At 63.9% G+C, this 24,769-nt stretch carries 19 protein-coding genes; 16 read left to right on the top strand and 3 right to left on the bottom strand.

Annotated features, from left to right (window positions below):
* Positions 1-23: 23 nt before the first annotated feature.
* Entirely contained in the window at positions 24-734 is a 711-nt protein-coding gene (locus IB267_RS24985; protein ID WP_043613006.1) for a GntR family transcriptional regulator, read from the top strand.
* Between the two features lie 114 nt (positions 735-848).
* Positions 849-1,811, top strand: coding sequence for a dihydrodipicolinate synthase family protein (locus IB267_RS24980; protein WP_043612977.1), 963 nt, complete (start codon positions 849-851; stop codon positions 1,809-1,811).
* 326 nt (positions 1,812-2,137) lie between these two features.
* Here IB267_RS24980 and IB267_RS24975 read toward each other — a convergent pair whose 3' ends face one another.
* Positions 2,138-3,175 carry an Ldh family oxidoreductase gene (locus IB267_RS24975; protein WP_192450117.1) on the bottom strand — a complete coding sequence of 346 codons (1,038 nt, stop codon included), beginning with the start codon at positions 3,173-3,175 and terminating at the stop codon, positions 2,138-2,140.
* 156 nt (positions 3,176-3,331) lie between these two features.
* Here IB267_RS24975 and IB267_RS24970 point away from each other — a divergent pair, with 156 nt between their 5' ends.
* From IB267_RS24970 to IB267_RS24920, 11 genes are all read left to right on the top strand, one after another.
* The gene (locus IB267_RS24970; protein ID WP_192450116.1) at positions 3,332-4,849 is read left to right on the top strand and encodes an aldehyde dehydrogenase (NADP(+)); all 1,518 of its coding nucleotides are present in this window, start codon (positions 3,332-3,334) and stop codon (positions 4,847-4,849) included.
* A gap of 223 nt (positions 4,850-5,072) precedes the next feature.
* Positions 5,073-5,879: a transporter substrate-binding domain-containing protein gene (locus IB267_RS24965; protein WP_113540836.1), complete on the top strand. Its 807-nt coding sequence runs from the start codon at positions 5,073-5,075 to the stop codon at positions 5,877-5,879.
* 71 nt (positions 5,880-5,950) lie between these two features.
* On the top strand, positions 5,951-6,616 hold the full coding sequence (locus IB267_RS24960; protein WP_192450115.1) for an amino acid ABC transporter permease: 666 nt from the start codon (positions 5,951-5,953) through the stop codon (positions 6,614-6,616).
* 13 nt (positions 6,617-6,629) lie between these two features.
* Positions 6,630-7,280, top strand: coding sequence for an amino acid ABC transporter permease (locus IB267_RS24955; RefSeq protein WP_034798414.1), 651 nt, complete (start codon positions 6,630-6,632; stop codon positions 7,278-7,280).
* Entirely contained in the window at positions 7,273-7,995 is a 723-nt protein-coding gene (locus tag IB267_RS24950; protein WP_043612991.1) for an amino acid ABC transporter ATP-binding protein, read from the top strand. Before IB267_RS24955 ends, IB267_RS24950 begins: the two co-directional genes overlap by 8 nt.
* A gap of 7 nt (positions 7,996-8,002) precedes the next feature.
* A complete protein-coding gene (locus IB267_RS24945) occupies positions 8,003-9,250 on the top strand; it encodes an FAD-binding oxidoreductase (protein WP_192450114.1) in 1,248 nt (415 codons plus the stop codon).
* A 13-nt stretch (positions 9,251-9,263) separates the two neighbouring features.
* The gene (locus tag IB267_RS24940; RefSeq protein WP_192450113.1) at positions 9,264-10,265 is read left to right on the top strand and encodes a 4-hydroxyproline epimerase; all 1,002 of its coding nucleotides are present in this window, start codon (positions 9,264-9,266) and stop codon (positions 10,263-10,265) included.
* Positions 10,262-11,953, top strand: coding sequence for an aconitase X (locus IB267_RS24935; protein WP_192450112.1), 1,692 nt, complete (start codon positions 10,262-10,264; stop codon positions 11,951-11,953). The genes IB267_RS24940 and IB267_RS24935 overlap by 4 nt, the downstream gene beginning before the upstream one ends.
* Before the next feature lie 479 nt (positions 11,954-12,432).
* Positions 12,433-14,382 (top strand): PrkA family serine protein kinase, encoded by a 1,950-nt coding sequence (locus IB267_RS24930; protein ID WP_043613002.1) that lies wholly within the window; start codon positions 12,433-12,435, stop codon positions 14,380-14,382.
* Positions 14,383-14,425: 43 nt separating this feature from the next.
* Positions 14,426-15,745 carry a YeaH/YhbH family protein gene (locus IB267_RS24925; protein ID WP_192450111.1) on the top strand — a complete coding sequence of 440 codons (1,320 nt, stop codon included), beginning with the start codon at positions 14,426-14,428 and terminating at the stop codon, positions 15,743-15,745.
* Positions 15,746-15,757: 12 nt separating this feature from the next.
* A complete protein-coding gene (locus IB267_RS24920; RefSeq protein ID WP_192450110.1) occupies positions 15,758-17,305 on the top strand; it encodes a SpoVR family protein in 1,548 nt (515 codons plus the stop codon).
* A gap of 131 nt (positions 17,306-17,436) precedes the next feature.
* Here the strand turns inward: IB267_RS24920 and IB267_RS24915 are convergent, their stop codons facing one another.
* Positions 17,437-18,354 (bottom strand): LysR family transcriptional regulator, encoded by a 918-nt coding sequence (locus tag IB267_RS24915; protein WP_192450109.1) that lies wholly within the window; start codon positions 18,352-18,354, stop codon positions 17,437-17,439.
* 319 nt (positions 18,355-18,673) lie between these two features.
* Here IB267_RS24915 and IB267_RS24910 point away from each other — a divergent pair, with 319 nt between their 5' ends.
* Together IB267_RS24910 and IB267_RS24905 are read left to right on the top strand one after the other, a co-directional pair.
* Positions 18,674-21,130 carry a penicillin-binding protein 1A gene (locus tag IB267_RS24910; protein WP_371742648.1) on the top strand — a complete coding sequence of 819 codons (2,457 nt, stop codon included), beginning with the start codon at positions 18,674-18,676 and terminating at the stop codon, positions 21,128-21,130.
* A gap of 1 nt (position 21,131) precedes the next feature.
* Complete coding sequence (locus tag IB267_RS24905; RefSeq protein WP_192450107.1) at positions 21,132-22,868, top strand: penicillin-binding protein 2; 1,737 nt, start codon at positions 21,132-21,134, stop codon at positions 22,866-22,868.
* Positions 22,869-22,920: 52 nt separating this feature from the next.
* Here the strand turns inward: IB267_RS24905 and IB267_RS24900 are convergent, their stop codons facing one another.
* A complete protein-coding gene (locus IB267_RS24900; RefSeq protein ID WP_192450106.1) occupies positions 22,921-23,607 on the bottom strand; it encodes a TetR/AcrR family transcriptional regulator in 687 nt (228 codons plus the stop codon).
* A 144-nt stretch (positions 23,608-23,751) separates the two neighbouring features.
* Here IB267_RS24900 and IB267_RS24895 point away from each other — a divergent pair, with 144 nt between their 5' ends.
* Positions 23,752-24,762 (top strand): efflux RND transporter periplasmic adaptor subunit, encoded by a 1,011-nt coding sequence (locus IB267_RS24895; RefSeq protein WP_192450105.1) that lies wholly within the window; start codon positions 23,752-23,754, stop codon positions 24,760-24,762.
* The last annotated feature ends 7 nt before the right edge of the window (positions 24,763-24,769 follow it).

Below are 24,769 nucleotides of genomic sequence, written 5' to 3'. Positions count from 1 at the left end.
TTTTGTCGACAAAGGAATCTGACATGACCGATATCGACACCGACAACAGCCCCATCCCCGAGCGCAAGCGCGGCTCCGGCGTGAAGATGGTCTATGACCTCTTGCGCGACGAGATCCTCGACCTGGTGCTGCCGCCAGGCAGCCCGATCGACGAAGTGCAGCTTGCCGAACGGCTGAAGATGTCGCGCACGCCGATCCGCGAAGCGCTGGTGCGCCTTGCCGGCGAAGGACTGATCGACACGCTGCCGAACCGCTCGACGATGGTGGCGAACATCGACTTCCTCAATCTCAATCCGTTCTTCGATGCGCTGGTGCTGATGTACCGCGTCACGACAAGGCTTGCGGCGCAGAACCATAGGCCGGAAGACCTGGCGATCATTCGCGGCTTCCACGAAGATTATGCGGCAGCCGTGCAGACGCGCGACGCGCTGACGATGATCGCCACCAACGCCGCCTTCCATGCGGCAATCGCGGAAAGCGGACGCAACCCCTACTTCACCAGCCTGTTTCGTCGACTGCTCGACGAAGGGCGGCGTATCCTGCGTCTCTATTACCAGTCCTATGACGAGCAGTTCCCCCAGCGTTTCGTCGACGAGCACGCGGCCATGATCGCGGCGATCGCGGCGCGCGACGTCGAGGCTGCCGATCGGCTCGGCAAGGCGCATGCGGAGCAGATCGTCGAGCAGGTGCAGAAGCTTTTTGCCCGCAATAGCAAGCTCGACATCGCCCTGTAGCGGCTTTTGTATTTTTCTTGTCGACAAATAAAATACAAACGGCTATTGTCTAGATCAAAGGCAGGGGCGTAGGTGCGCCGCTGCCCTGAAGACAAAGCCCGAGAGGAGTTTCAGATGAAGGCTCAGATTTTCACCGGCGTCATCCCGGCGCTGATGACCCCCTGCAAGGAAGACCGCACCCCCGATTTCGACGCGCTGGTGCGCAAGGGCAAGGAGCTGATCGCTCAGGGCATGTCCGCCGTCGTTTACTGCGGCTCGATGGGTGACTGGCCGCTCCTGACCGACGAACAGCGCATGGAAGGCGTCGAACGCCTGGTCAAGGCCGGCATCCCGGTCATCGTCGGCACCGGCGCCGTCAACACCGCTTCGGCCGTCGCACATGCAGCGCACGCCGAGAAGGTCGGCGCGCAGGGCCTGATGGTCATCCCGCGCGTTCTGTCGCGTGGCTCGGTCGTCGCTGCCCAGAAGAACCACTTCAAGGCCATTCTCTCGGCTGCTCCAAGCCTGCCGGCTGTCATCTACAACAGCCCCTACTACGGCTTCGCCACCCGCGCCGACCTGTTCTTCGCGCTGCGCGCCGAACATCCGAACCTCGTCGGCTTCAAGGAGTTCGGCGGCGCTGCCGACATGCGCTATGCGGCCGAAAACATCACCAGCCGTGACGATGGCGTCTCGCTGATGATCGGCGTCGACACAGCCGTGTTCCATGGCTTCGTCAACTGCGGCGCAACGGGTGCGATCACCGGCATCGGCTGCGTCCTGCCGAAGGAAGTCATCCACATGTGCAACCTGTCGCGTGCCGCCGCCGAAGGCGACGTCGACGCCCGTTTGCGCGCACTGGAACTGGAGCAGGCGCTCGCCGTGCTCTCGTCCTTCGACGAAGGCCCGGACCTCGTTCTCTACTTCAAGCACATGATGGTGCTGAAGGGCGACAAGGAATACACGCTGCACTTCAACGAGAGCGACGTTCTCTCCGACAGCCAGCGCGGCTACGTCGAAGCCCAGTTCAAGCTGTTCAACAGCTGGTACGGCGAGTGGAGCAAGCTCCCGGGCGCCGTCCAGAAGTACAAGGCCTGATTATCAATATCGGCCCGTAAAACCAGAAAGGCCCTCCGGTTGGAGGGCCTTTTTTTTGTGTCGAACCGTTCAAGACCGCAAGCCGCGTTTGCATCGCAAGGACCAGCCAAGATTTCCCTCATTCCTGTGCCTGTCACAGGTTCCAGCAGGTGAAAGAGTCCTTAGACCTGATGGATATCGGGTCACTGGATTCCGGCACGAGCGGGAAGATGAAGAGGGCGAGTGGGGGGCGCCTCTCGCAGAAAAGGCCCTCCGGTTGAGAGGGCCTTCTTTTATCGACGGCGATGGCGGCGCAGCGAAGAAACCGCGGAAAGGTCAGCCGTCGCTTACGCGACGGCATCCAATCCGAGAGCCAGCAAGCGGTCGAGTTGCTCCATTTCGGCGGTATTGAGCACGACGCCCTCGGCCTCCGACTTGGCGCGCGCGACGAAGCGGCGCTGCGACGGCAGGCGAGCGCCCTGGCCGACAATCGCTTCGAACAGCACTTCCGCGCGGGCGAAAGGATCGCCCGGACGGCCGGCGGCAAACTTTTCCGGCGAGAAGGCGACGATCAGTTCGCCGTGGAAGGGTGCGAGCGTCGTCGTGCCGAGATAGTCGAGCACTTCCGGGCTCGTCAGGTCGCCGATCATGATGCCGGCGAGAAGCTCGACCATGGTGCCGATCGCCGAACCCTTGTGGCCGCCGAAGGGCAGCATGGCGCCGGCAAGCGCTGCTTCCGGGTCGGTGGTCGGATTACCCTCAGCATCGATCGCCCAGCCCTCTGGCAAAGGCTTGCCGGCACGGCGGTGCAGCTCGATCTCGCCGCGGGCGGCAACCGAAGTCGCGAAATCGAAGACGTAGGGCGGCTTGTTCTCGCGCGGCCAGCCGAAAGCGAAGGGGTTGGTGCCGAGCAGCGGCTTGTTGCCTCCGGTCGGCGCAACGGTCGCATAGCTTGGGCACATGACGAGGCCGGCAAGTCCCTCGCCGGTCAGGCCTTCCACTTCCGGCCAGAGTGCCGAGAAATGGGTGCAATCATTGATGACGAGCGCGGCAATGCCGAGCCTGCGGGCACGTTCGGCCAGCGCCGGCAGGCCGAGTTCGAAGGCCGGATTGGCGAAACCGCCCTTGGCGTTGACCTTGACGATGGCCGAGCCTTCCTGCGTATCGAGCTCCGGAACGGCATCTGGCTTCACCTTGCCCGCCTTGACGGTGCGAAGCGCCCCTTCGATGCGGTAGATGCCGTGCGACTTGCAGGCATCGCGCTCGCCGGCGACGATCACCCGGGCCAGTGCACCGGCCTGAATGGCGTTGAGCCCCGCCTTCAGGAAGATCGCCTCGACGCGCTCGAAAAGTGCTGCGATCGTCAGGGTATTGGTTTCGCTCATCTCTCTCCCTCTCAAATGCTGCGCCTGATCCGGAAGGGCCAGTCAGGCGATTGATGTTCTGCATACATATAGTATACAAAGATCTGACAAGTGCAATTCAGCCATGATCCCCTCTGCCAGAAAAGGCAATCCGGGATCGAACGAAAGGATCGGCAGATGGCCTTCACCCCCAAAGGAAAACACCTTGTCGCCGGCGAATGGCTCGACGGCGCGGGTACCTTCGCATCCGCACCCGCCCACGGGCCGGTCCATCAGTTCGCCACCGGCACGGTAGAGCTGGTCAACCGCGCCGCTGAAGCGGCCGAAGAAGCGTTCCTGAGCTACGGCTATTCGACCCGCGCCGAGCGCGCTGCGTTCCTGCGCGCCATCGCGGATGAGATCGAAGCACGCGCCGAAGCCATCACCGAGATCGGTACCCAGGAAACCGGCCTGCCGGAAGCGCGTCTCCAGGGCGAACGCGGCCGCACCACCGGCCAGCTCCGCCTTTTCGCCGATCACATCGAGAAGGGCGAATATCTCGACCGCCGTTTCGATGCGGCCCTGCCCGAGCGCCAGCCGGCGCCGCGCCCGGAAATCCGCCTCATCCAGCGCCCGATCGGCCCGGTCGCTGTCTTCGGCGCCTCGAACTTCCCGCTGGCCTTCTCGACCGCCGGCGGCGACACGGCTGCCGCCCTTGCCGCTGGCTGCCCCGTGGTCGTCAAGGGCCACTCGGCCCATCCGGGCACCGGTGAAATCGTCGCGCAGGCCGTCGAAGCCGCCATCCGCAAGACCGGCGTCCACCCGGGCGTCTTCTCGCTGATCCAGGGCGGCAACCGCCAGGTCGGCGAAGCGCTGGTGCAGCATCCGCTGATCAAGGCCGTCGGCTTTACCGGTTCGCTCGCCGGCGGCCGCGCGCTCTTCAATCTCTGCGCCGCCCGTCCGGAACCGATCCCGTTCTTCGGCGAACTCGGCTCGGTCAACCCGATGTTCCTGCTGCCGGAAGCACTGAAGGCACGCGCCGAAGGTCTTGGCCAGGGCTGGGCCGGCTCGCTGACCATGGGTGCCGGCCAGTTCTGCACCAACCCCGGTATCGCCGTGGTTGTCGAAGGCGCCGATGCCGACCGCTTCACGTCGGCCGCCGTCGAGGCGCTCGGCAAGGTCGCGCCGCAGACGATGCTGACGGACGGCATCGCCAAGGCCTATCACGACGGCCAGGCGCGCTTTGAAAGCCGCAATACCGTAAAGCCGCTGCTGACGACCGAATCTTCCGGCCGCTCGGTCTCGCCGAACCTGTTCGAGACCACGGGCGACCAGTTCCTTGCCGACCACGCGCTCGGCGAAGAGGTCTTCGGCCCGCTCGGCCTCGTCGTCCGCGTCGGTTCGACCGAAGAGATGGAACAGCTTGCCCGCGGTTTCGAGGGGCAGCTGACCACCACCATCCACATGGATGCGGCTGATCTCGAGACCGCCCGCCGCCTGCGCCCGATCCTCGAGCGCAAGGCCGGCCGCGTGCTCGTCAACGGCTTCCCGACCGGTGTCGAGGTGGTGGATTCCATGGTGCATGGCGGCCCCTATCCGGCATCGACCAACTTCGGCGCAACCAGCGTCGGCACGATGTCGATCCGCCGCTTCCTGCGTCCGGTCGCCTACCAGAACATGCCGGAAGGCCTGCTGCCCGAGGATTTCCAGGGCTAAGGCGCCGGCAGACGCTGCGGGTGGCTTGCCGCACGCAGCCGCAAGACACGACAGATCGCTTCGCAGGCATCCCATTTCGCGAAACAAATGGGATGCCTGCGTGCGTTCTGCGTTATGAACTTATACTTTTTGTATACTAATTGTATTTTTCTATTGATTTGTGCTCTCTAAAACGGAATAGTGCCTCAGCCGTCAAACGGCACTCATTTCAGGGAGAGAGAAAATGAAGACTTCGGTGCTCGCGCTCGGCCTCGTTGCGGCCGCTGCTCTGACCAGCCAGGCCCATGCCGACAAGCTGGATGACGTCATCGGCTCGGGTACGCTGCGTTGCGCAGTGGTGCTCGACTTCCCGCCGATGGGTTCTCGCGACGAGAACAACAACCCGATCGGTTTTGACGTCGACTACTGCAACGATCTCGCAAAGGCCCTCGGCGTCACCGCCGAAATCGTCGAGACCCCGTTCCCGGAGCGTATTCCCGCTCTGATGTCGGGCCGTGTCGACGTCGGCGTTGCCTCGACCTCGGACACGCTTGAGCGTGCAAAGACCGTCGGCATGACGATCCCCTACTTCGCCTTCGAAATGGCCGTGACCGCCAACGACAAGTCGGGCGTCAAGTCCTTCGAAGACATGAAGGGCAAGACCGTCGGCGCGACCGCCGGCACGTTCGAGGCGATCGCGCTCGAAAAGCAGGTCAAGGAATGGGGTGCCGGCGAGTTCCGTCCGTACCAGACCCAGGCCGACGTCTTCCTCGCGCTCAGCCAGGGTCAGATCGACGCCACGGTTTCGACCTCGACGGTCGCCCAGGCCAACGTGAAGGGCGGCAAGTTCGCCGGCATCTCCGTCGTCGGCAAGGCTCCGTTCGACACCGACTACGTTGCGCTCTTCACCAACCGCGAAGAATACGGCTTCATCAACTTCCTCAACCTCTTCATCAACCAGCAGGTCCGCACCGGCCGCTACGCTGAACTTTACGAAAAGTGGGTCGGCGGCGAACTTCCGGACCTTACGGCTAAGGGCGTTTACCGCTAATATGCCGTTTATCTGGCGGCGCGAAGTCTAGCTTCGCGCCGCTATTCGTTTCCGAAGAGGTGAGACGAAACATGTTCAGCTATACCTTTCATTGGAATCAGGCGCTGAAGGCCCTGCCGCAGATGCTCGATGGAGCGCTGGTCACCTTGCAGGTGGCTCTGCTCTCGATGGTCATCGGCCTGGCACTGGCGCTGGCGCTCACGGCCTGCCGCCTGTCCGGCAATCGCATCCTCGGTGGCTTCGCCATCGCCTGGATCGAGATCGCCCGCAACACGCCGGCGCTGTTCCAGATCTACATGGCGCACTTCGGCCTCGGCAATTTCAACATCCACCTGAGCCCCTACACGGCGCTGCTCGTCGGGATTGCCTTTAACAACGCCGGCTATCTCGCGGAAAACTTCCGCGGCGCGCTCAAGGCCATTCCGGATACCCAGACACGGGCCGGCCGCTCGCTCGGCATGACTCCGGTTCAGGCGTTCCGCTACATCGTTATGCCGCAGATGCTGCGCATCGCTTTCCTACCGGTGACGAACCAGATGGTCTGGGCAATCCTGATGACCTCGCTTGGCGTTACCGTCGGAATGAACACCGACCTTGCCGGCATCACCCAGGAACTGAACGCCCGTTCGTTCCGCACCTTCGAATTCTTCGCGATCGCGGCAGTCATCTACTACCTGATTGCCAAGGCCGTGACGCTGGGCGCGCGCCTGCTCGCCGCGCGCATGTTCCGCTATTAAGGAGAGGTGAGAGATGTTCAATACCGCCCTCACCCTCGCTGATCTCGGCTTCCTGCTGCAAGGCGCCCTGATGACGCTCGCGGTTACCGCCGTCTCGGTTACCGCCGGCACCGTGCTCGGCATCATCTTCGGCGTCGTGCGCAACCAGGTCGGCCCCTATTGGGCCGCCCCGCTCACCTTCGTGCTCGACATCTTCCGCTCGGTGCCGCTGCTGATCCAGCTGGTGCTTGCCAACGCCTTCCAGGCGATCGCCAAGCTCGGCTGGGCGCCGTTCACGACCTCCTGCGTGGTGCTGTCGCTCTATACGGCCGCCTATTGCACCGAGATCGTTCGCGGCGGCATCTCGTCGGTACCGCCGACGACGCGCCGTGCGGCCCGTTCGCTCGGCATGACCTGGTGGCAGGACATGCGCTACATCGTGGCGCCGCTTGCGACCCGCGTTTCGCTTCCGTCCTGGATCGGCCTGACGCTCGGCGTCATGAAGGACTCCGCACTCGTGCTCTGGCTCGGCCTGATCGAACTCTTGCGCGCCTCGCAGGTTCTCGTCACCCGCCTGCAGGAACCGCTGCTGATCCTTCTGATCTGCGGCGCCATCTACTTCCTCATCAGCTTCCCAATCGCCCGGCTCGGCGGTTACCTTGAAAAACGGTGGTCCAATGATTGAGATCCAGAACGTTCGCAAATCCTTCGGCTCGCTGGAGGTTCTCAAAGGCATCGACCTCACCGTCAACAAGGGTGAGGTGCTGACCATCATTGGCGGCTCCGGTTCCGGAAAATCGACGCTGCTCACCTGCATCAACGGTCTCGAGCCGATCGATTCCGGCCGCATCCTGGTCGACGGCACCGAGGTCCACGCGAAATCAACGAACCTCAACAAGCTGCGGAGCAAGCTCGGCATCGTCTTCCAGCAATTCAATGCTTTCCCGCACCTGACCGTGCTTGAAAACGTCACGCTGGCGCCGCGCAAGGTGCTCGGCCTTTCCAAGGAGAAAGCCGAGGAAATCGCCGTCAAGCAGCTCACCCACGTCGGCCTCGGCGAGAAGCTCGGCGTCTATCCGACCCGCATGTCGGGCGGCCAGCAGCAGCGCATGGCGATCGCCCGCGCGCTCGCCATGTCGCCGGAATACATGCTGTTCGACGAAGTGACCTCGGCGCTCGACCCGCAGCTCGTCGGCGAAGTGCTCGACACGCTGCGCATGCTGGCCTCCGAAGGCATGACGATGATCTGCGTCACCCACGAGATGAAGTTTGCCCGCGAAGTCTCCGACCGCGTCGCCTTCTTCCACAAGGGCGTGATGGCGGAAATCGCCGCACCGGAGGCGCTCTTCGGCGCGCCGAAGGATCCGGAACTCCAGAAGTTCCTGGCAGCGACGCACTGAGCCGATCATGAAGAATGCAGTTCAGCCTGACGTCATCGTCATCGGCGCCGGCGTTGTCGGCCTTTCTGCGGCCATTGCCGCCCAGGCACGGGGACTTTCCGTCACCGTGCTCGACCGGGAAGGTCCGGCAGCGGGTGCCTCGGCGGGCAATGCCGGGGCCTTCGCCTTCACCGACATCCTGCCGCTCGCTTCGCCCGGCATCCTCAAGAAGGCGCCGAAGTGGCTGCTCGACCCGCTCGGCCCGTTGAGTGTGCCGCCGGCCTATGCCGCGCAGATTGCGCCATGGATGTTCCGCTTCTGGCGCGCCTGCTCGGCAAGCCGTGTCGCCCATTCGACGACCGCGCAGACGGCGATGATGGATCTCTCCAAGGCGGAACTCGAACCGTTCCTGGCAGAGACCGGCACGCTGCCGATGCTGCGCAAGGAAGGCAATTTGCAGGTCTATGAAAGCGACGCCGAGCTGAAGGCCTCGCTTCCCGGCTGGACCGCGCGCGCCGAACACGGCATCGAATTCCGGCACATGGGCGCGGCCGAGATGGCCGAGATCCAGCCCGGTCTCGCATCGCGCTTCACCCATGGCACCTTTACCCCCGGCTGGTATTCGATCGCCGATCCCAAGCTCTACACGCTGGCGCTGGCAGACCATTTCCGCGCCAAGGGCGGCGTGATCGAGCGCGCCGAGGTCACGGCGCTAAAGCCTGTCGAAGGCGGCGTCGAAGTGATGGCCGACGGCAAGACCCGGCGGACGGAGCAGGTCGTCCTTTCGGCCGGCGCGTTCTCGCACCAGGTCGCCCGCACGCTTGGCGAGCGCATCCCGCTTGAAACCGAGCGCGGCTACAACACCACCCTGCCGCAGGATGCCTTTGACCTGCGCACCCAGGTCACCTTCGGCGGCCACGGCTTCGTCGTGACGCGGCTTTCGACCGGCATCCGCGTCGGCGGCGCCGTCGAACTCGGCGGGCTGAAGTTGCCCCCGAACTTCCGCCGCTCGGAGGCCATGCTGAAGAAGGCGCAGACCTTCCTGCCCGGCTTCAAGAGCGGGGGCGGCGTGCAATGGATGGGTTTCCGCCCGTCGCTGCCCGACAGCCTGCCGGCGATCGGCCGCGCCCGCGCCTCGGGCCGCGTCGTCTACGCTTTCGGCCACGGCCATCTTGGTCTCACGCAATCGGCCGGCACCGCCCGGCTCGTTGCCGACCTGCTCACCGGCCGGCGGCCGGCGATCGATATCAGCTCCTTCTCGCCCCAACGTTTCTGACAGAGTTTAGACCATGGCCAATCACACCTTCTCCTGCATCGACGGCCACACCTGCGGCAATCCAGTCCGCCTCGTTTCCGGCGGCGGGCCGCGGCTCGAAGGCGCCAACATGCTGGAGAAGCGGGCGCATTTCCTGCGGGAGTTCGACTGGATCCGCACCGGCCTGATGTTCGAGCCGCGCGGCCACGACATGATGTCGGGCTCGATCCTCTATCCGCCGACCCGGCCGGACTGCGACGTGGCGGTGCTCTTCATCGAAACGTCGGGCTGCCTGCCCATGTGCGGCCATGGCACGATCGGCACCATCACCATGGCGATCGAAAACGGCCTGATCACGCCGCGCGAACCGGGCAAGCTTTCAATCGACGCGCCGGCCGGCAAGGTCGACATCACCTATCGCCAGGAAGGCCGCTTCGTCGAAGAAGTGCGCCTCACCAACGTTCCGGGCTTCCTCTACGCCGAGGGGCTGACGGCTGAAGTCGAGGGTCTTGGCGAGATCGTCGTCGACGTCGCCTATGGCGGCAACTTCTACGCCATCGTCGAACCGCAGAAGAACTTTCGCGACATGGCCGACCATACGGCCGGAGAACTTGTCGGCTGGAGCCCGAAGCTCCGCACGGCGCTCAACGCCAAATACGAGTTCGTGCATCCGGAGCACCCGGAAATTCAGGGCCTCAGCCACATCCAGTGGACCGGCAAGCCAACGCAGGCAGAAGCGCATGCGCGCAACGCCGTCTTCTACGGCGAAAAGGCGATCGACCGCTCGCCCTGCGGCACCGGCACGTCGGCGCGCATGGCCCAGCTTGCCGCCAAGGGCAAGCTCAAGGTCGGTGACGAGTTCGTGCATGAATCGATCATCGGTTCGCTGTTCAAGGGCCGTGTCGAGGCGGCGACCAAGGTCGCCGACCGTGAAGCCATCATTCCCTCGATCGCCGGTTGGGCCCGCATGACCGGCATCAACACGATCTTCATCGATGACCGCGACCCCTTTGCCCATGGATTTGTCGTAAAATGACCCAATCGATCTCCGCCCGCAGCATTCTTTCCGGCTCCGCCGATGGCCCCGTCATCGCCACTGAGGAGGCCCTGAGCTTCTGGGGCGGGGTCGATCCGGCAACGGGCCGGGTGATCGACGTGCACCATCCGCTGCACGGCCTCTGTCTGACCGACGGCATCCTGATGATGCCGTCGAGCCGCGGCTCCTGCACCGGTTCAGGCGTGCTGCTCGACATGGCGCTGACCGGCCGTGCGCCGGCGGCCCTGGTCTTCTCGGAAGCCGAGGACGTGCTGACGCTCGGCGCGCTGATCGCGGCCGAAATGTTCGGAAAATCCCTGCCGGTGCTGCGGCTTTCGCGCGACGCCTTCAAGGCGCTGGCTGAGGCAAAGACCGCGCGTATCAGCGATACGGCAATCGAAGCCGATGGCTTGGCAATTCCGGTCGCTCCGCCGGCAATGACGGCGCTTGATCTCACCGACGACGATCGCGCCATGCTCGACGGTCGTGACGGCGTCGCCGTGCAACAGGCGATGCGCATCATCGCGGCGATGGCGGCGCAGCAGGGTGCGGAAAAGCTCATCGACGTGGTCCAGGGCCATATCGACGGCTGCATTTATGCGAGCCCGGCAAACCTCACCTTCGCCGAGAAGATGGCGAACATGGGGGCCAAGGTTCGCGTGGCGACAACCATGAACGCGATCTCGGTCGACCGTGCCAACTGGCAGGCGCAGGGCGTGCCGGAGAGCTTCGGCGATCCGGCAGCAAGGCTTGCCGACGCCTATGTGCGCATGGGCTGCCGCCCGACCTTCACCTGCTCGCCCTATCTGCTCGACAGCGCGCCGAAATCCGGCGAAGCCATCGCCTGGGCGGAATCGAACGCCGTCATATTCGCCAACACGGTGCTCGGCGCGCGCACGGCCAAACACCCTGATTTTCTCGATCTCTGCATTGCGCTCACCGGTCGTGCACCGCTCTCGGGCGTCTATCTCGACGCGCCGCGCAAGGCGACGCGCGTCATCGACGTGGAACTGCCTGAGAATATCGACGATGCCTTCTGGCCGTTGATCGGCTACCTCGCCGGCAAGGCAGCGCCCGACCGTATTCCGCTGTTGCGCGGTCTTGCATCGGCACGCCCGTCGCGTGACGACCTCAAGGCGCTTTGCGCTGCCTTCGGCACCACGTCTGCATCCCCGATGCTGCATGTGGAGGGCGTGACCCCGGAAGCGGAAGGCGCCGCCGCCAAGGATGCCGACCACACGACGATCACGCGCGCCGACATGGCCGCTGCCTGGTCGCTCCTGAACGACGGTCCGGCGGAGGTCGAGCTTGTCGCCATCGGCAGCCCGCATGCGTCGCTCGAGGAATGCCGCGCGCTGGCCACAGCCTTCGACGGCCGCAAGCGCGATAGCAACGTCGCCGTCATCGTCACCGCCGGACGAGACGCGATCGCTGCAGCGCGCGACGAAGGTCTGCTTGCCCGCCTTGAAGAAAGCGGCATCCAGGTGCTGCCGGATCTTTGCTGGTGCTCGATTTCCGAACCGGTCTTTCCGACCAAGACCCGGGCGCTGATGACCAATTCCGGTAAATACGCCCATTACGGTCCCGGTCTTTCCGGTCGCGCCGTGCGCTTCAGCAACCTTGCCGACTGCGTCGAGGCAGCGCTCACCGGCCGCGTTCCGGCGCGGCTGCCGGCCTGGCTCGCCTGACGCCTTTCCCCCTCGCTCAAGCGCCGCTATGTGGCGGCGCTATCGAGCACGCCCATGCCGAAGCACGGGGCGGCCATCGCGCCGCCGGTGTCGAAGACAACTTATCCATGGTTGCAGCGCCGGGCGTCGGCGATGTCGGGGCCGCGACCATGGGCGACGCGGCCCTGTCCATTCTTGTTCGCCGCCTTGGCGAACCCGGCGGCGGCTGACGCAACCGAACGCGGCGGCGACACAGAAAACGCCCGGTCACACGCGGCGCCAAGCGCGCTTGCGCCCGCCTCCAACGCCGCGTGACCGCCGCTTCGATCAGGTTTTCGTGATGCCGCAGTCACGATTTTTCATTCATTGAAACAACCCCTTCGAGAATCACGAGAAAGCGAGTACTCTGAAGGAACATTGCGCATGGGACGCCGTTTATTCGAATGAGCGAGCCGATAAGCAGCGATCCCCGTCTCAGCCAGCGGCCGCGGGAGAGCATGATGCAAAAGAGCGAATGCGACGTTTTTGATCTCTTCTCGGAGATCTATACAAGTGCAGCGCAAGAAGAAATCAGCCTTCAAGAATACCTTCTGGCATGTCGTGACGACAAAAGCATGTATGCCACCGCGCAGGAGCGGATGGTTACAGCCATAGGTAATCCAACCCTCATCGATACCAGCGCGGACGAACGTCTCGGCCGCATCTTCTCAAACCGGACCGTCAAGATCTATCCATCCTTCGCCGACTTCTACGGCATGGAGGACACGATCGAGCGCATCGTCGGCTACTTCCGCTATGCAGCACAAGGGCTGGAGGAGCGCAAGCAGATCCTCTACCTGCTCGGCCCGGTCGGCGGCGGCAAGTCGTCGCTCGCCGAGCGCCTGAAAAAGCTGATGGAACTTCAGCCGATCTACACGCTGGCTGTCGGCGGCAAAGTCAGCCCAGTCTTTGAATCACCGCTTGGCCTCTTCCACCCCGACCGCATGGCCGATCTGCTCGAAGACAAATACGGCATCGGCCGACGCCGGCTCACCGGCCTGATCTCTCCCTGGGCGACGAAGCGGCTCGACGAAGTCGATGGCGACATCTCCAAGTTCAGCGTCGTCAAGCTGATGCCGTCGAGGCTGCGCCAGGTGGCGATCGCCAAGACAGAGCCCGGCGACGAGAACAACCAGGATGTTTCCTCGCTGGTCGGCAAGGTCGACATCCGCCAGCTCGAAAACTACAGCCAGGCCGATCCCGACGCCTATTCCTACAGCGGCGGGCTCAACCGCACGACGCAAGGCCTGCTCGAATTCGTCGAAATGTTCAAGGCGCCGATCAAGGTCCTGCATCCACTTTTGACCGCCACCCAGGAAGGCAACTACAACGGTACCGAAAGCTTCGGCGGCTTCCCCTATCAGGGCATCGTCGTTGCGCATTCCAACGAGTCCGAGTGGCTGCAGTTCAAGAACAACAAGAACAACGAGGCCTTCCTCGACCGCATCCTCGTGGTCAAGGTGCCGTACTGCCTGCGCGTCACCGAAGAGCGGCAGATCTACGAGAAGCTTTTGCGCGAAAGCGAGCTGACCAAGAGCCCCTGCGCACCGGAAGTGCTGGAAAGCCTCAGCCGCTTCACCGTCTCCACCCGCCTTGCCCGTCACGAGAACTCGCCGCTCTATACCAAGATGCGGGTCTATGATGGCGAGAACCTGAAGGACACCGATCCCAAGGCGAAGTCCGTTCAGGAATATCGCGACGCCGCCGGCGTCGACGAGGGCATGACCGGCATCAGCACTCGCTTTGCCTTCAAGGTCCTGTCGGAAACCTTCAACTATGACACCAAGGAGGTTGCGGCCGATCCCGTGCATCTCATGTACATTCTGGAACAGGCGATCCGCCGCGAACAGTTCCCGAAGGAAACGGAAGCAAGCTACCTGGACTTCATCAAGTCCGAACTGGCCTCGCGCTACGCCGAATTCATCGGCCACGAAATCCAGAAGGCCTATCTCGAATCCTACAGCGAATACGGCCAGAACCTGTTCGACCGTTACATCGCCTATGCCGACGCCTGGCTAGAAGATCAGGACTTCAAGGATCCGGATACCGGACAGATCCTCAACCGGGAAATCCTCGACAGCGAGTTGTCGCAGATCGAAAAGCCGGCCGGCATCGCCAATCCCAAGGACTTCCGCAACGAGGTCGTCAAGTTCACCCTGCGCGCCCGCGCCAAGAACCATGGGAAGAACCCCTCCTGGACGAGCTACGAAAAGCTTCGCGATGTGATCGAGAAGCGCATGTTCGGCCAGGTCGAAGACCTGCTTCCGGTCATCAGCTTCGGCTCGAAGAAGGACAGCGCATCCGAAAAGCAACACGCCGAGTTCGTCCAACGCATGACGGAACGCGGCTACACGGAGCGTCAGGTCCGACGGCTGGTCGACTGGTACATGCGGGTCAACAAGGCGGGCTGACGATGCCGAAACAGGGGATTGGGCCGAAGCAGGGGATTGGTATATGCCGAATTTCATCGACCGGCGGCTCAATCCGAAGGATAAGAGCCTCGGCAATCGACAACGCTTTCTGAAGCGGGCCCGCGAAGAGCTTAAGCGGGTCATCAAGGATCAGGTCAAGTCGGACAGGATCATCGACGTCGATGCCGCCCATGGCGTGCCGATGCCGACCGATGGTGCCAGCGAGCCGACGTTCCAGCCGTCCCGCGGCTCCGGCGAACGCAACTACGTTCTTCCCGGCAACAAGGAGTTTTCGGCAGGCGACCGCCTGCCGAAACCGGAAGCGGGCGGCGGTGGCGGCGGCAAGGGCAAGCCCGGAACCGGCGAAAGCGACGATGATTTCCAGTTCATCCTGTCGCGCGAGGAAGTGCTGGACCTCTTCTTCGAGGATCTGGAGCTTCCTGACATGGTCAAGCTCAGCCTCAAGGAAACCGTCACCTTCAAGCCCCGTCGCGCCGGCTTCGCCACGGCGGGAACGCCGACGAACATCAATGTCGGGCGCACGATGCGCAACAGTTTCGGCCGGCGCCTGGCGCTGCACCGGCCGAAGGAGAAGGAACTGACCGCGGTCACCGACGAGATCGCGCAACTGGAAGCGGAACCGGAGCCGACGGCGAAGAGCCGACAGAGGCTCAAGGAACTGCGGGGCGAGCTGGAAAGGATCGAGAAGAAACGGCGGCGTATCCCTTACGTCGATCCGGTCGACATCCGCTTCAACCGCTTCGAGCAGCAGCCGCTGCCGAACGCCAACGCCGTGATGTTCTGCCTGATGGACGTCTCGGCCTCGATGGGCGAGCGCGAGAAGGACCTCGCCAAGCGCTTCTTCGTGCTTCTGCACCTGTTTTTGAAGCGGCGGTACGAACGCATCGACATCGTCTTCATCCGCCATACGGACGAGGCGCGCGAAGTCGACGAGGAGACCTTTTTCTACAGCACCCAGAGCGGCGGCACGATCGTATCGACCGCGCTCGAAGAGATGATCAGGATCGTCGAGGATCGCTACCCCTCGCAGATCTGGAACATCTATGCCGCCCAGGCGTCCGACGGCGACAACATCATTGGCGACAGCGAACACTGTGCGGCCCTGCTCAGGGAAAAGCTGACGAAGCTCTGCCAGTACTATGCCTATGTCGAAATCATCGACGAGCGCGAGACGGAAATCTTCGGCTCGACGGACAACGGCACCGCGCTCTGGCGCGCCTATCGCACGGTGGACGGCGAGAAGTCGAATTTCCAGATGACCCGGATTGCCAAACCTGCCGACATCTACCCGGTCTTCCGCAGGCTTTTTGCCCGGCAGCCGGCCGTACGCACCCGGAAATGAGGGGGAGACCGGATGGCACGACGCACGACCTCAGGTCTCCTGTTCCAGGGGTCCGACTGGAATTTTGCGACGCTGTCGCGTGCCTATGACGCGATCGAGCAGGTCGCGATCGAGGAAATGGGCCTCAGCGTCTACCCGAACCAGCTGGAGATCATCACTTCCGAACAGATGCTCGACGCCTATTCCTCGGTCGGCATGCCGCTCATGTACCAGCACTGGTCCTTCGGCAAGCGCTTTGCCTATGAGGAGCATCACTACCGCAAGGGCCACCGCGGTCTTGCCTACGAGCTGGTGATCAATTCCAATCCCTGCATTACCTATCTCATGGAAGAAAACACCATGGCGATGCAGGCGCTCGTGACCGCGCATGCCGCCTTCGGGCATAACCATTTTTTCAAGAACAACTATCTCTTCCGCCAGTGGACCGATGCCGGCGCGATCCTGAGCTACATGGATTTCGCCAAGAAATACGTGACCAAATGCGAGGAGCGCCACGGCACCGCCGCCGTCGAAGCGATCCTCGATTCCGCTCACGCACTGATGGACCAGGGCGTCTTCCGCTACCGCCGCCCGCCGCGCCTCTCCTCGGAGAAGGTGCGCGAGAGGGCGCGCGAACGGCTGGAATATGAGGAGCAGACCTATAGCGACCTCTGGCGAACGCTGCCGCAGGTCGCCGAAAGCCGTGATCCGGCCGAGGCCGAGCGCGACGCCTCCGAGCGCAAGAAGGTGCTCAACCTGCCGGAAGAGAACCTGCTCTATTTTCTCGAAAAACACAGCCTGATCCTTGAGCCCTGGCAGCGGGAACTGCTCAGGATCGTGCGTGTCATCGCGCAGTATTTTTCACCGCAGCGCCAGACAAAGGTCATGAACGAGGGCTGCGCCACCTTCGTGCACTACACCATCATCAACCGCCTCTACGACCAGGGCAGGATCGGCGAAGGCCACATGCTGGAACTGTTGCAGAGCCATTCCAACGTTGTGTTCCAGCCGGATTTCGACGATCGGCGCTATCCGGGCATCAATCCTTACGCGCTCGGCTTTGCGATGATGCAGGACATCCAGCGGATTGCCACCGAGCCGACGGAGGAAGATCGCGACTGGTTTCCCGCCTTTGCCGGCAACGGCGACTGGATGGAAACGCTGCGTGACGCCTGGGCGAACCATCGCGACGAGTCTTTCATCCTGCAGTATCTGAGCCCGGCGGTGATGCGCAAATTCCGGCTGTTCCAGCTTTCCGACCGCTCGTCGGATCGTTTCGTCGAGGTTGCCTCGATCCACAACGAGCGCGGTTATTCCGCGGTTCGTTCGGCGCTCGCCAACAGCTACGACGTTGCTGCCAACCAGCCGGACATCCAGGTGATGGACGTCGATCTGCTCGGCGACCGGCAATTGCGGCTGCAGCACAACGTCAAGCACGGCATCCTGCTCGACGAAGGCAGCCGTGACGCGACGATGCGCCATATCCGCCATCTCTGGGGCTATGAGGTGAGCCTTGCCGGCGTCGACGCGCAAAGCGGGCGGACGGTATACGAGTGCTCGACGGCAAAGTCGTCCGAGTGAGCGGAAAAGCCGTGCGTCGTGACCATCAGTAGAATTGGTGGTAGGCATTAGAATTATTAGGCCTACAAGACGCAACTCCGTGCAGCGCATGGGTGGCACACCTTGCGGCGCCACGGCCCTGTGACGGAGGATCAGCCTGCGATAACGTCCGGCGTGGCCGGCAAGGTCGCCGCCTCCTGCTCGGCGGCCGCGGCGAGCCAATCGTGGAAGGCGGTCATCGCCGGCGTGACGGGGCGCGATTTCAGCCGCGTCAGCCAGTAGCTTCCCATCGAGGTATGAACGTCGAAGGGCTGGCGCATCGTGCCGTTCGACAGCAGCCGCGAGAACATCAGCGGCGGCGCCAGTGCCACGCCGATCCCCTGGGCGGCGGCCTCCATCATCGCCAGCGAGCTATCGAAGACGATGCCCTTGAGCAGCGGCGCTGGATAGGCGATGCCGGCTGCATCGAACCAGGTCACCCACTCGTCGGCCCGGTAGGACCGGAGCAGCGTCTCGTCGAGCAGATCGGCCGGCGTCTTCAGTCGCTCGGCGATCTCGGGGATGCAAAGCACGGACAAAGGCGCCTCGAAGAGCCGCGTCGCCTCGATATTGTGCCAGGAGCCGCCGCCGAAGCGGATGGCGAAATCGAGGCCCTCGGCCGCCATGTCGACGCGGTTGTTGTTGGTGGAAAGACGAACGTCGACAAAGGGATACTTCGCCTGGAAGTCGGCGAGCCGCGGCAGCAGCCAGCCGACTGCAAACGTGCCGACGGCGCCGATCATCAGCACTTCCCGGATATGCCCAGCCTCGAAGCGGTCGAGCATGTCCGCCATCCGGTCGAAGCTATCGCGCAGGACCGGCAGCAGCGCCTCGCCCTCGGCCGTGATCATCAGCCCGCGCGGCAGCCGCTTGAACAGGGTCACGTTCAGGCGGCTTTCGAGAAGCTTGACCTGATGGCTGACCGCAGCTTGCGTAACGCATAGCTCAATCGCCGCGCGGGTAAAGCTCAGATGCCGCGCCGAGGCTTCGAAAGCGCGCAGCGCATTGAGCGGAAGATATGGCCTGACCATGAATGCCCTAACTCACCTAATGGGTCTTGCAAATAAACGTGGTTTGTTGCGCAAGCACAATCCCTTTACGGTGAACTTTATCGGCGGTGCGTGCCGTTGTCCGGCAGCCGCCAACTCAGGAAAGGCGCGGTCAATCGCACCGCTTTCGGAGACCCGATCCATGCGCCGTTTCATCTGGCCCTAGCGGCCGCAGGCACCGTCGCCGAGCCCACGTCCGCGGACGTAGGCGTACCTCACCACTCCGCTCCGCATGCGCCGCCCGCCGCACGAACACCCGTGCCGTCGATGCTGCCTGCCGCCTTTAAGGTCCGCTCTGCCCATTATGAAGTTCGTCGCAAATCTGCTCGGCATATGCCTCAACCTTACTGTCGTCGTCGCGCTCGCCTCCGCCGCGCTCGTCGCAGCCCTGACGCGGCACCTGCCCGATCACCGCACGCTCGCCAACTGGGAGCCGGCGGTGACCAGCCGCCTCTATGCCGCCGACGGCACGATGGTCGCCGAACTCGCGCGGGAGCGCCGGCTGTTCCTGCCCATCGCCACCATCCCCGCCCGTGTACGCCAGGCATTCCTCTCCGCCGAGGACAAGAACTTCTACACACATCCCGGCATCGACATTGCGAGCATCGGCACGGCGCTGCTCGCCAATCTCGCCAACTACGGCTCCGGTCGGCGCATGATCGGCGGCTCGACGATCACGCAGCAGATCGCCAAGAATTTCCTGCTGACGTCGGACCGGACGGTGGAGCGCAAGCTGCGTGAGGCGATCCTTTCGCTGCGGATCGACCAGACCTATTCCAAGGACCGCATCCTCGAACTCTATCTCAACGACATCTATCTCGGGCGCGGTGCCTATGGCGTGGCGCAGGCAGCACTCACCTATTTCGACAAGCCGGTCAGCGAACTCTCGGTCGCGGAGGCCGCCTTCCTCGCAGCCCTGCCGAAGGCGCCCAACAATTACGACCCGGACCGCCAGGAGGAACGGGCCACCGGCCGCCGCAACTGGGTGATCGACCAGATGCGGCAGAACGGCGTCATCGACGCTGCTGCCGCCGCCAAGGCATCCGCCACCCCGCTCGGCGTCAGGCAACGCCAGCAATCGCCCGCGGTCGCGAGTTCCGACTATTTCACGGAGGACGTCCGCCGCCAACTCAACGCCCGGTATGGCGAGGCCGCCCTTTATACGGCCGGGTTCTCGGTACGAACGACACTCGATCCGCGATTGCAGGCGGCTGCCATGGCGGCACTGCGCAAGGGCCTCGTCGCCTATGACCAGGCGAAGGGTTACCGTGGCCCCGTCACCCGGCTGCCCTCGACCGGAAACTGGGCACCGGCACTCGCCAAGCTGCAGCCGCTTGCCGACGTGCCGGAATGGCGTCTCGGCGTGGTGCTCGCGACCGACAAGGATGGAGCAGAGATCGGGCTAAGACCTCCCGCTGCGCTACGAAGCAGGGCACTTGGCACCGACGAGACGATCCGCCTTGACCGGCCCGGCATGGCCTGGGCCTGCCGCTCGGCCAAGGCGAAGCGGGGCTGCGCCGCAGGACCGGACGGGGTCCTTGCGCCCGGCGACGTCGTCTATGTGGAAAAGGTGGGCGACGGCTATGCGCTTCGGCAGCCGCCGCTCGTGCAAGGCGCGCTCGTCTCGATGGACCCGAACACCGGCCGGGTGCTGGCAGTTGCCGGTGGTTTTTCCTATGCCCAGTCGGAGTTCAACCGCGCAACCCAGGCCTATCGCCAGCCGGGCTCGTCGTTCAAGCCCTTCGTCTATGCCGCCGCCCTCGACAACGGCTATGCGCCGACGACGCTGGTGATGGATGCGCCGATCGCCCTTGCCGATGGCGCCGGGCGGATGTGGAAGCCAAAGAACTACGACGGGCGCTTCAGCGGGCCATCGACGCTACGCGTCGGGCTCGAAAACAGCCGCAACCTGATGACCGTGCGCCTTGCCCGCCATCTCGGCATGGATCTGGTCGCCGACTATGGCAAGCGCTTCGGCATCTATGACGAGCTGAAGCCTTACCTGCCGATGTCGCTCGGGGCCGGCGAGACGACGCTGCTCAGGCTGGTCTCGGCCTATGCCGTCATCGCCAATGGCGGCAAGGCCGTCACGCCGTCGATGGTCGATCGCGTCCAGGATCGATACGGCCGCACGATCTTTCGCCACGACCAGCGCAAATGCGACGATTGCACCGCCTCCGACTGGACCGGCCAGGAAGAGCCCGCGCCCGTGGACGACCGCGACTACGTACTCGATCCGATGACCGCCTATCAGGTGACCTCGATGCTGCGCGGCGTTGTCGAGCGCGGCACCGCCCGAAACGTCGGCGCGCTCGGCGTCCCGATCGCCGGCAAGACCGGCACCACCAATGACGAGAAGGACGTCTGGTTCGTCGGCTACACGCCTAATCTAGTCACGGGTGTCTTCCTCGGCTACGACACGCCGAAGCCGATGGGCTATGGCGAAACCGGCGGCGGCCTTGCCGCACCCATCTTCATCGACTTCATGAAGGTGGCCCTTGCTGGGCGGCCGGCGGCCGATTTCCACGCGCCAACCGGCATGACGGTCGAGGCGATCGACCGCAAGAGCGGCCAGCCGGTGCCGGCGGGCACGCCGGGCGCCATTCTCGAATCCTTCAAGCCGGGGACCACGCCCTGCGCCGGCGGCTGCCCGGTCATCGACGGCTTCGAAACGGCGAGCACATCGGCAACCGTCGATGCGGACCTTACGCCCGAACAGCGCGAAAAACTTCTCACCAACAGCAGCGGACTTTATTGAGATGGCACGCAAGGTTCAGCCCCGGCCGGATCCCCGCGGCCGCCTTCTCCTTGTCATCGGCGCCTTCGCGCTCGTCTTCGGCCTCATGCTCGCGCGGCTTGTCCAGCTGGGTGTCGCCGACTACGAGCGCACCGGCTACATACCGCCGCCGCCATCGCTCGGCCGCCCCTCGATCCTTGACCGCAACGGTAATCTGCTGGCGATCGACGTGCCGAGTTCCGGGCTCTACGCCGAGCCTCGGCTGATCGTCGATGTCGACGAGGCGGTCGAGAAGCTGACCGAGATCTTTCCTGATCTCGACGGACGCGACCTCTATCGACGCCTGAAGAGCGGTTCGGCCTTTGCCTGGATCAAGCGCCAGGTCACGCCCGCCGAAGAGCAGGCCGTCTGGAACGCCGGCCTCCCGGCGATCGGTTTCCAACGCGAGAAGCAGCGCTTCTATCCCAACGGCACGCTCGCCGCCCATGTGCTCGGCACCGTCGATATCGACAATATCGGCATCGCCGGGATCGAGCGCTGGATCGAGGGCCAGGGGCTGGATGTGCTGCGCCAAAGCGGCATGGATCTCTCCCATCGCAATCTCGAGCCGGTCAGCACGACGCTCGACATCCGCATCCAGCACGCGCTCGAGGTCGAGCTGCGCAAGGCGATCGCCAAGTTCAGCGCCAAGGCCGGCGCCGGCCTGGTGCTCGACGTCACCAATGGCGAGATCCTGGCGCTCGTTTCCTACCCGGATTTCGACCCGAACCTGCCTGTCGATGCGCTGAAGCCCGACCGCATCAACCGCATCGCCGCCGCCACCTTCGAAATGGGCTCGACCTTCAAGGCACTGACGACGGCCATGGCGCTCGATTCCGGCCAGTTCACGCTCCGCTCCGTCATCGACGCCAGCAAGCCGCTTGCCTTCGGCCGCTTCCGCATCAACGACTACCGCGGCCAGCATCGACCGCTGACGGTGCCGGAAGCCTTCATCTATTCCTCGAACATCTCGATGGCGAAGATGGCAATCGCGGTCGGCCCAGAAAACCTGCGGGCGTTCCTGACGCGCTTCGGGCAGATGTCGCGGCTGACGACGGAACTGCCGGAAAGCGCCCATCCGCAATTGCCCCGGCGCTGGGGCGAGATCGACACGGCCACCGCGTCCTACGGTCACGGCATCGCCGTGACGCCGCTGCAGGCGAGCATCGCGGTCGCGGCGCTGGTCAACGGCGGGCGTCTCATAAGGCCGACGCTGATCAAGGGCGCGGCGCTCGACGAGCGCATCATCGCGCGCGATCTGATCAAGCCGGAGACCGGCGAGGCGCTGCGCTATCTGCTGCGGCTCAACGCCAAGACCGGCTCGGCCAAGAAGGCGGAGGTCAAAGGCTACTTCATCGGCGGCAAGACCGGCACGGCGGAAAAGGTGGCTGGCGGGCGCTACTCGAAGGAATTGAACATCACCTCCTTCATGGGCGTCGTTCCCGTCGACAATCCGCGCTACCTGCTTCTCACCTTGCTCGACGAGCCCAAGGGTCTGAAAGAGACCTACGGCTTCCGCACCTCCGGCTGGAACGCAGCACCACTGGGCGGCGCGGTGTTCGAACGAATCTTGCCGATGCTCGCCCTGATGCCCGATTTCAGAATCGCCGATGTCAGCTTCCCCGAGATCAGCAGCCAGGGCGCCTTCGGCTCGCAGCTTTTTCCGTCGCCGACGAGCACCGGCGAGCGCAACAGTGGCGCGGTCGACGGAGCGCTTTGATCCCTGCCGCCGCGGCAGGCAATGACGCGCGAGCCGGCTACCGACCCGTCGGCTATGCCTCGAGGAAAGCGCGGGAGAAACCCGGTTCGGTCACTTCGATCGTTCCATCCGGAAGCTTCAGAAAGCGTTCGATGGCGGTGCCGTAGGTTCGCATCCAGCCGTCGAGCATCGCAGCCGCGCCGTCGAGGTCGCCGGCCTCCTGCCGCTGCAAAGCCTTGTGCATCACCTTGGCGACGCTCAGCCGCAGTTGGAGCAGCATCAGGGCGGACGCTTCCGGATCGGGTGCATCGAGCGTTCCGTCCGCATGCCCACGCCGCAGCATCTCGGCGACCAGCGGCAGGCTGACGGTCATCAGCGCCTCGTCGATACGGTGGTAAAGCGCGACGTTTTCGGGCTTGAAGAGGGCATTGAAGCTGTTCTTCAGCTGCGGCGCCATGTCGAGCTTCAGCCGCCGCGAGCCGGCGAAAAGCGCGTTCAGCTGTCCGACCGCGTCGAGCGACGGATCCTCGAAAAGCGGCTGCAATTCCTTCAGGTTCCGCGCAGCCAGGCGGGTCGCGACCGCCTCCAGCAGCGCCTCCTTCGAGACGAAATAGTGGTAAAAGGCGCCCTTGGAGACATTGGCTTCACGGATGACGTCGTTGACCGTCGTGTTCTCGTAGCCGTGGAGGAAGAACAAACGCTCGGCGCAATCGATCAACTCGTTCGATCGGACTTCCGGCGATTTCTTCGTTCTGACCATGAGCGCTCCCAGAAGGGCGGCTTAGCACGGGTTTGCGGCGCGGTCCACGATGCTGCCGAAGGTCGAGGGAGTCGACGGCCTTGAAACAAACCGACCGTCGGTCTATTTATACTGAACGGATAGGAAGCGTTCAAGGAGCATCTCGTGCGGCTCACTCGTTATGCAATCGGAGCGGCCGTTGTCGTTGCCGTCGGTGCGGCGGGCGCCTGGTATTTTCTTCGCCCGGTTCCCGTCTCCGTCATTTCGCCGAAACGCGGCGATGCGGCGGAGATCATCTATGCCGATGGCGTGGTGGAGCCGCGCACCTGGGCAAAAGTCACGCCGACAGTCGCCGAGCGCATCGTCGAGCAGTGCAATTGCGAAGGGCAGCGCGTCGCCAAGGGCGACGTGCTCGCCCGTCTCGACGACACCGAGGCGCGAGCGGCGCTCGGCGAACTGCAGGCGCGGCTGACACTGGCGCAGGAGGAATATCGCCGCAAGCTGGCACTTGCCGAGCGCAGCACGATCAGCGAACAGGAGGTCGACCGGGCGCGCAGCGAACTCGGCCAGCTGGAAGCACTCGTTGCCGGCCGCCAGGCGCGGCTCGCGACCTATGTGCTGCGCGCACCGAGCGCCGGACAGGTGCTCAGGCAGGACGGCGAGATCGGCGAGGTTGCGGACCTCGGCACGGTACTCTTCTGGGTCGGGGAGCCGAAACCGCTGATCGTGACCGCCGACGTCAACGAAGAGGATATCCCACGCGTCGAAGTCGGCCAGGAGGCGCTGCTCCGATCGGACGCCTTCCCCGATCGCAAGCTGGAAGCGACGGTCGACAGCATCACGCCCAAGGGTGATCCGGTAACGAAGACCTATCGCGTGCGCTTTCGACTGCCCGACGACACGCCGCTTCGGATCGGCATGTCGACCGACGTCAACATCATCGTGCGGGTCGCAAAGGGCGCCTTGATCATCCCGACCGTGGCGCTGGAGGGAACGAGGGCCGCCGTGATCGACGGCAATCACGCCCGGATCCGTGAGCTGAAAACAGGCATCCGCGGCGCCGACGGCGTCGAGATCCTCTCTGGCCTCAAAGACGACGTGCGCGTCGTCTCGCCCTTCCCGACCGGCCTTGCCGACGGCACGCGGGTGAAGGCCACCCCTGCCCCAGAGAAATGAGCCCGCC

Source organism: Ensifer sp. ENS09 (assembly GCF_014852425.1).
Taxonomy (GTDB): domain Bacteria; phylum Pseudomonadota; class Alphaproteobacteria; order Rhizobiales; family Rhizobiaceae; genus Ensifer.
The sequence above is the reverse complement of the archived record's forward strand: the minus strand, read 5'-3'. Positions and strand labels throughout refer to the sequence as shown.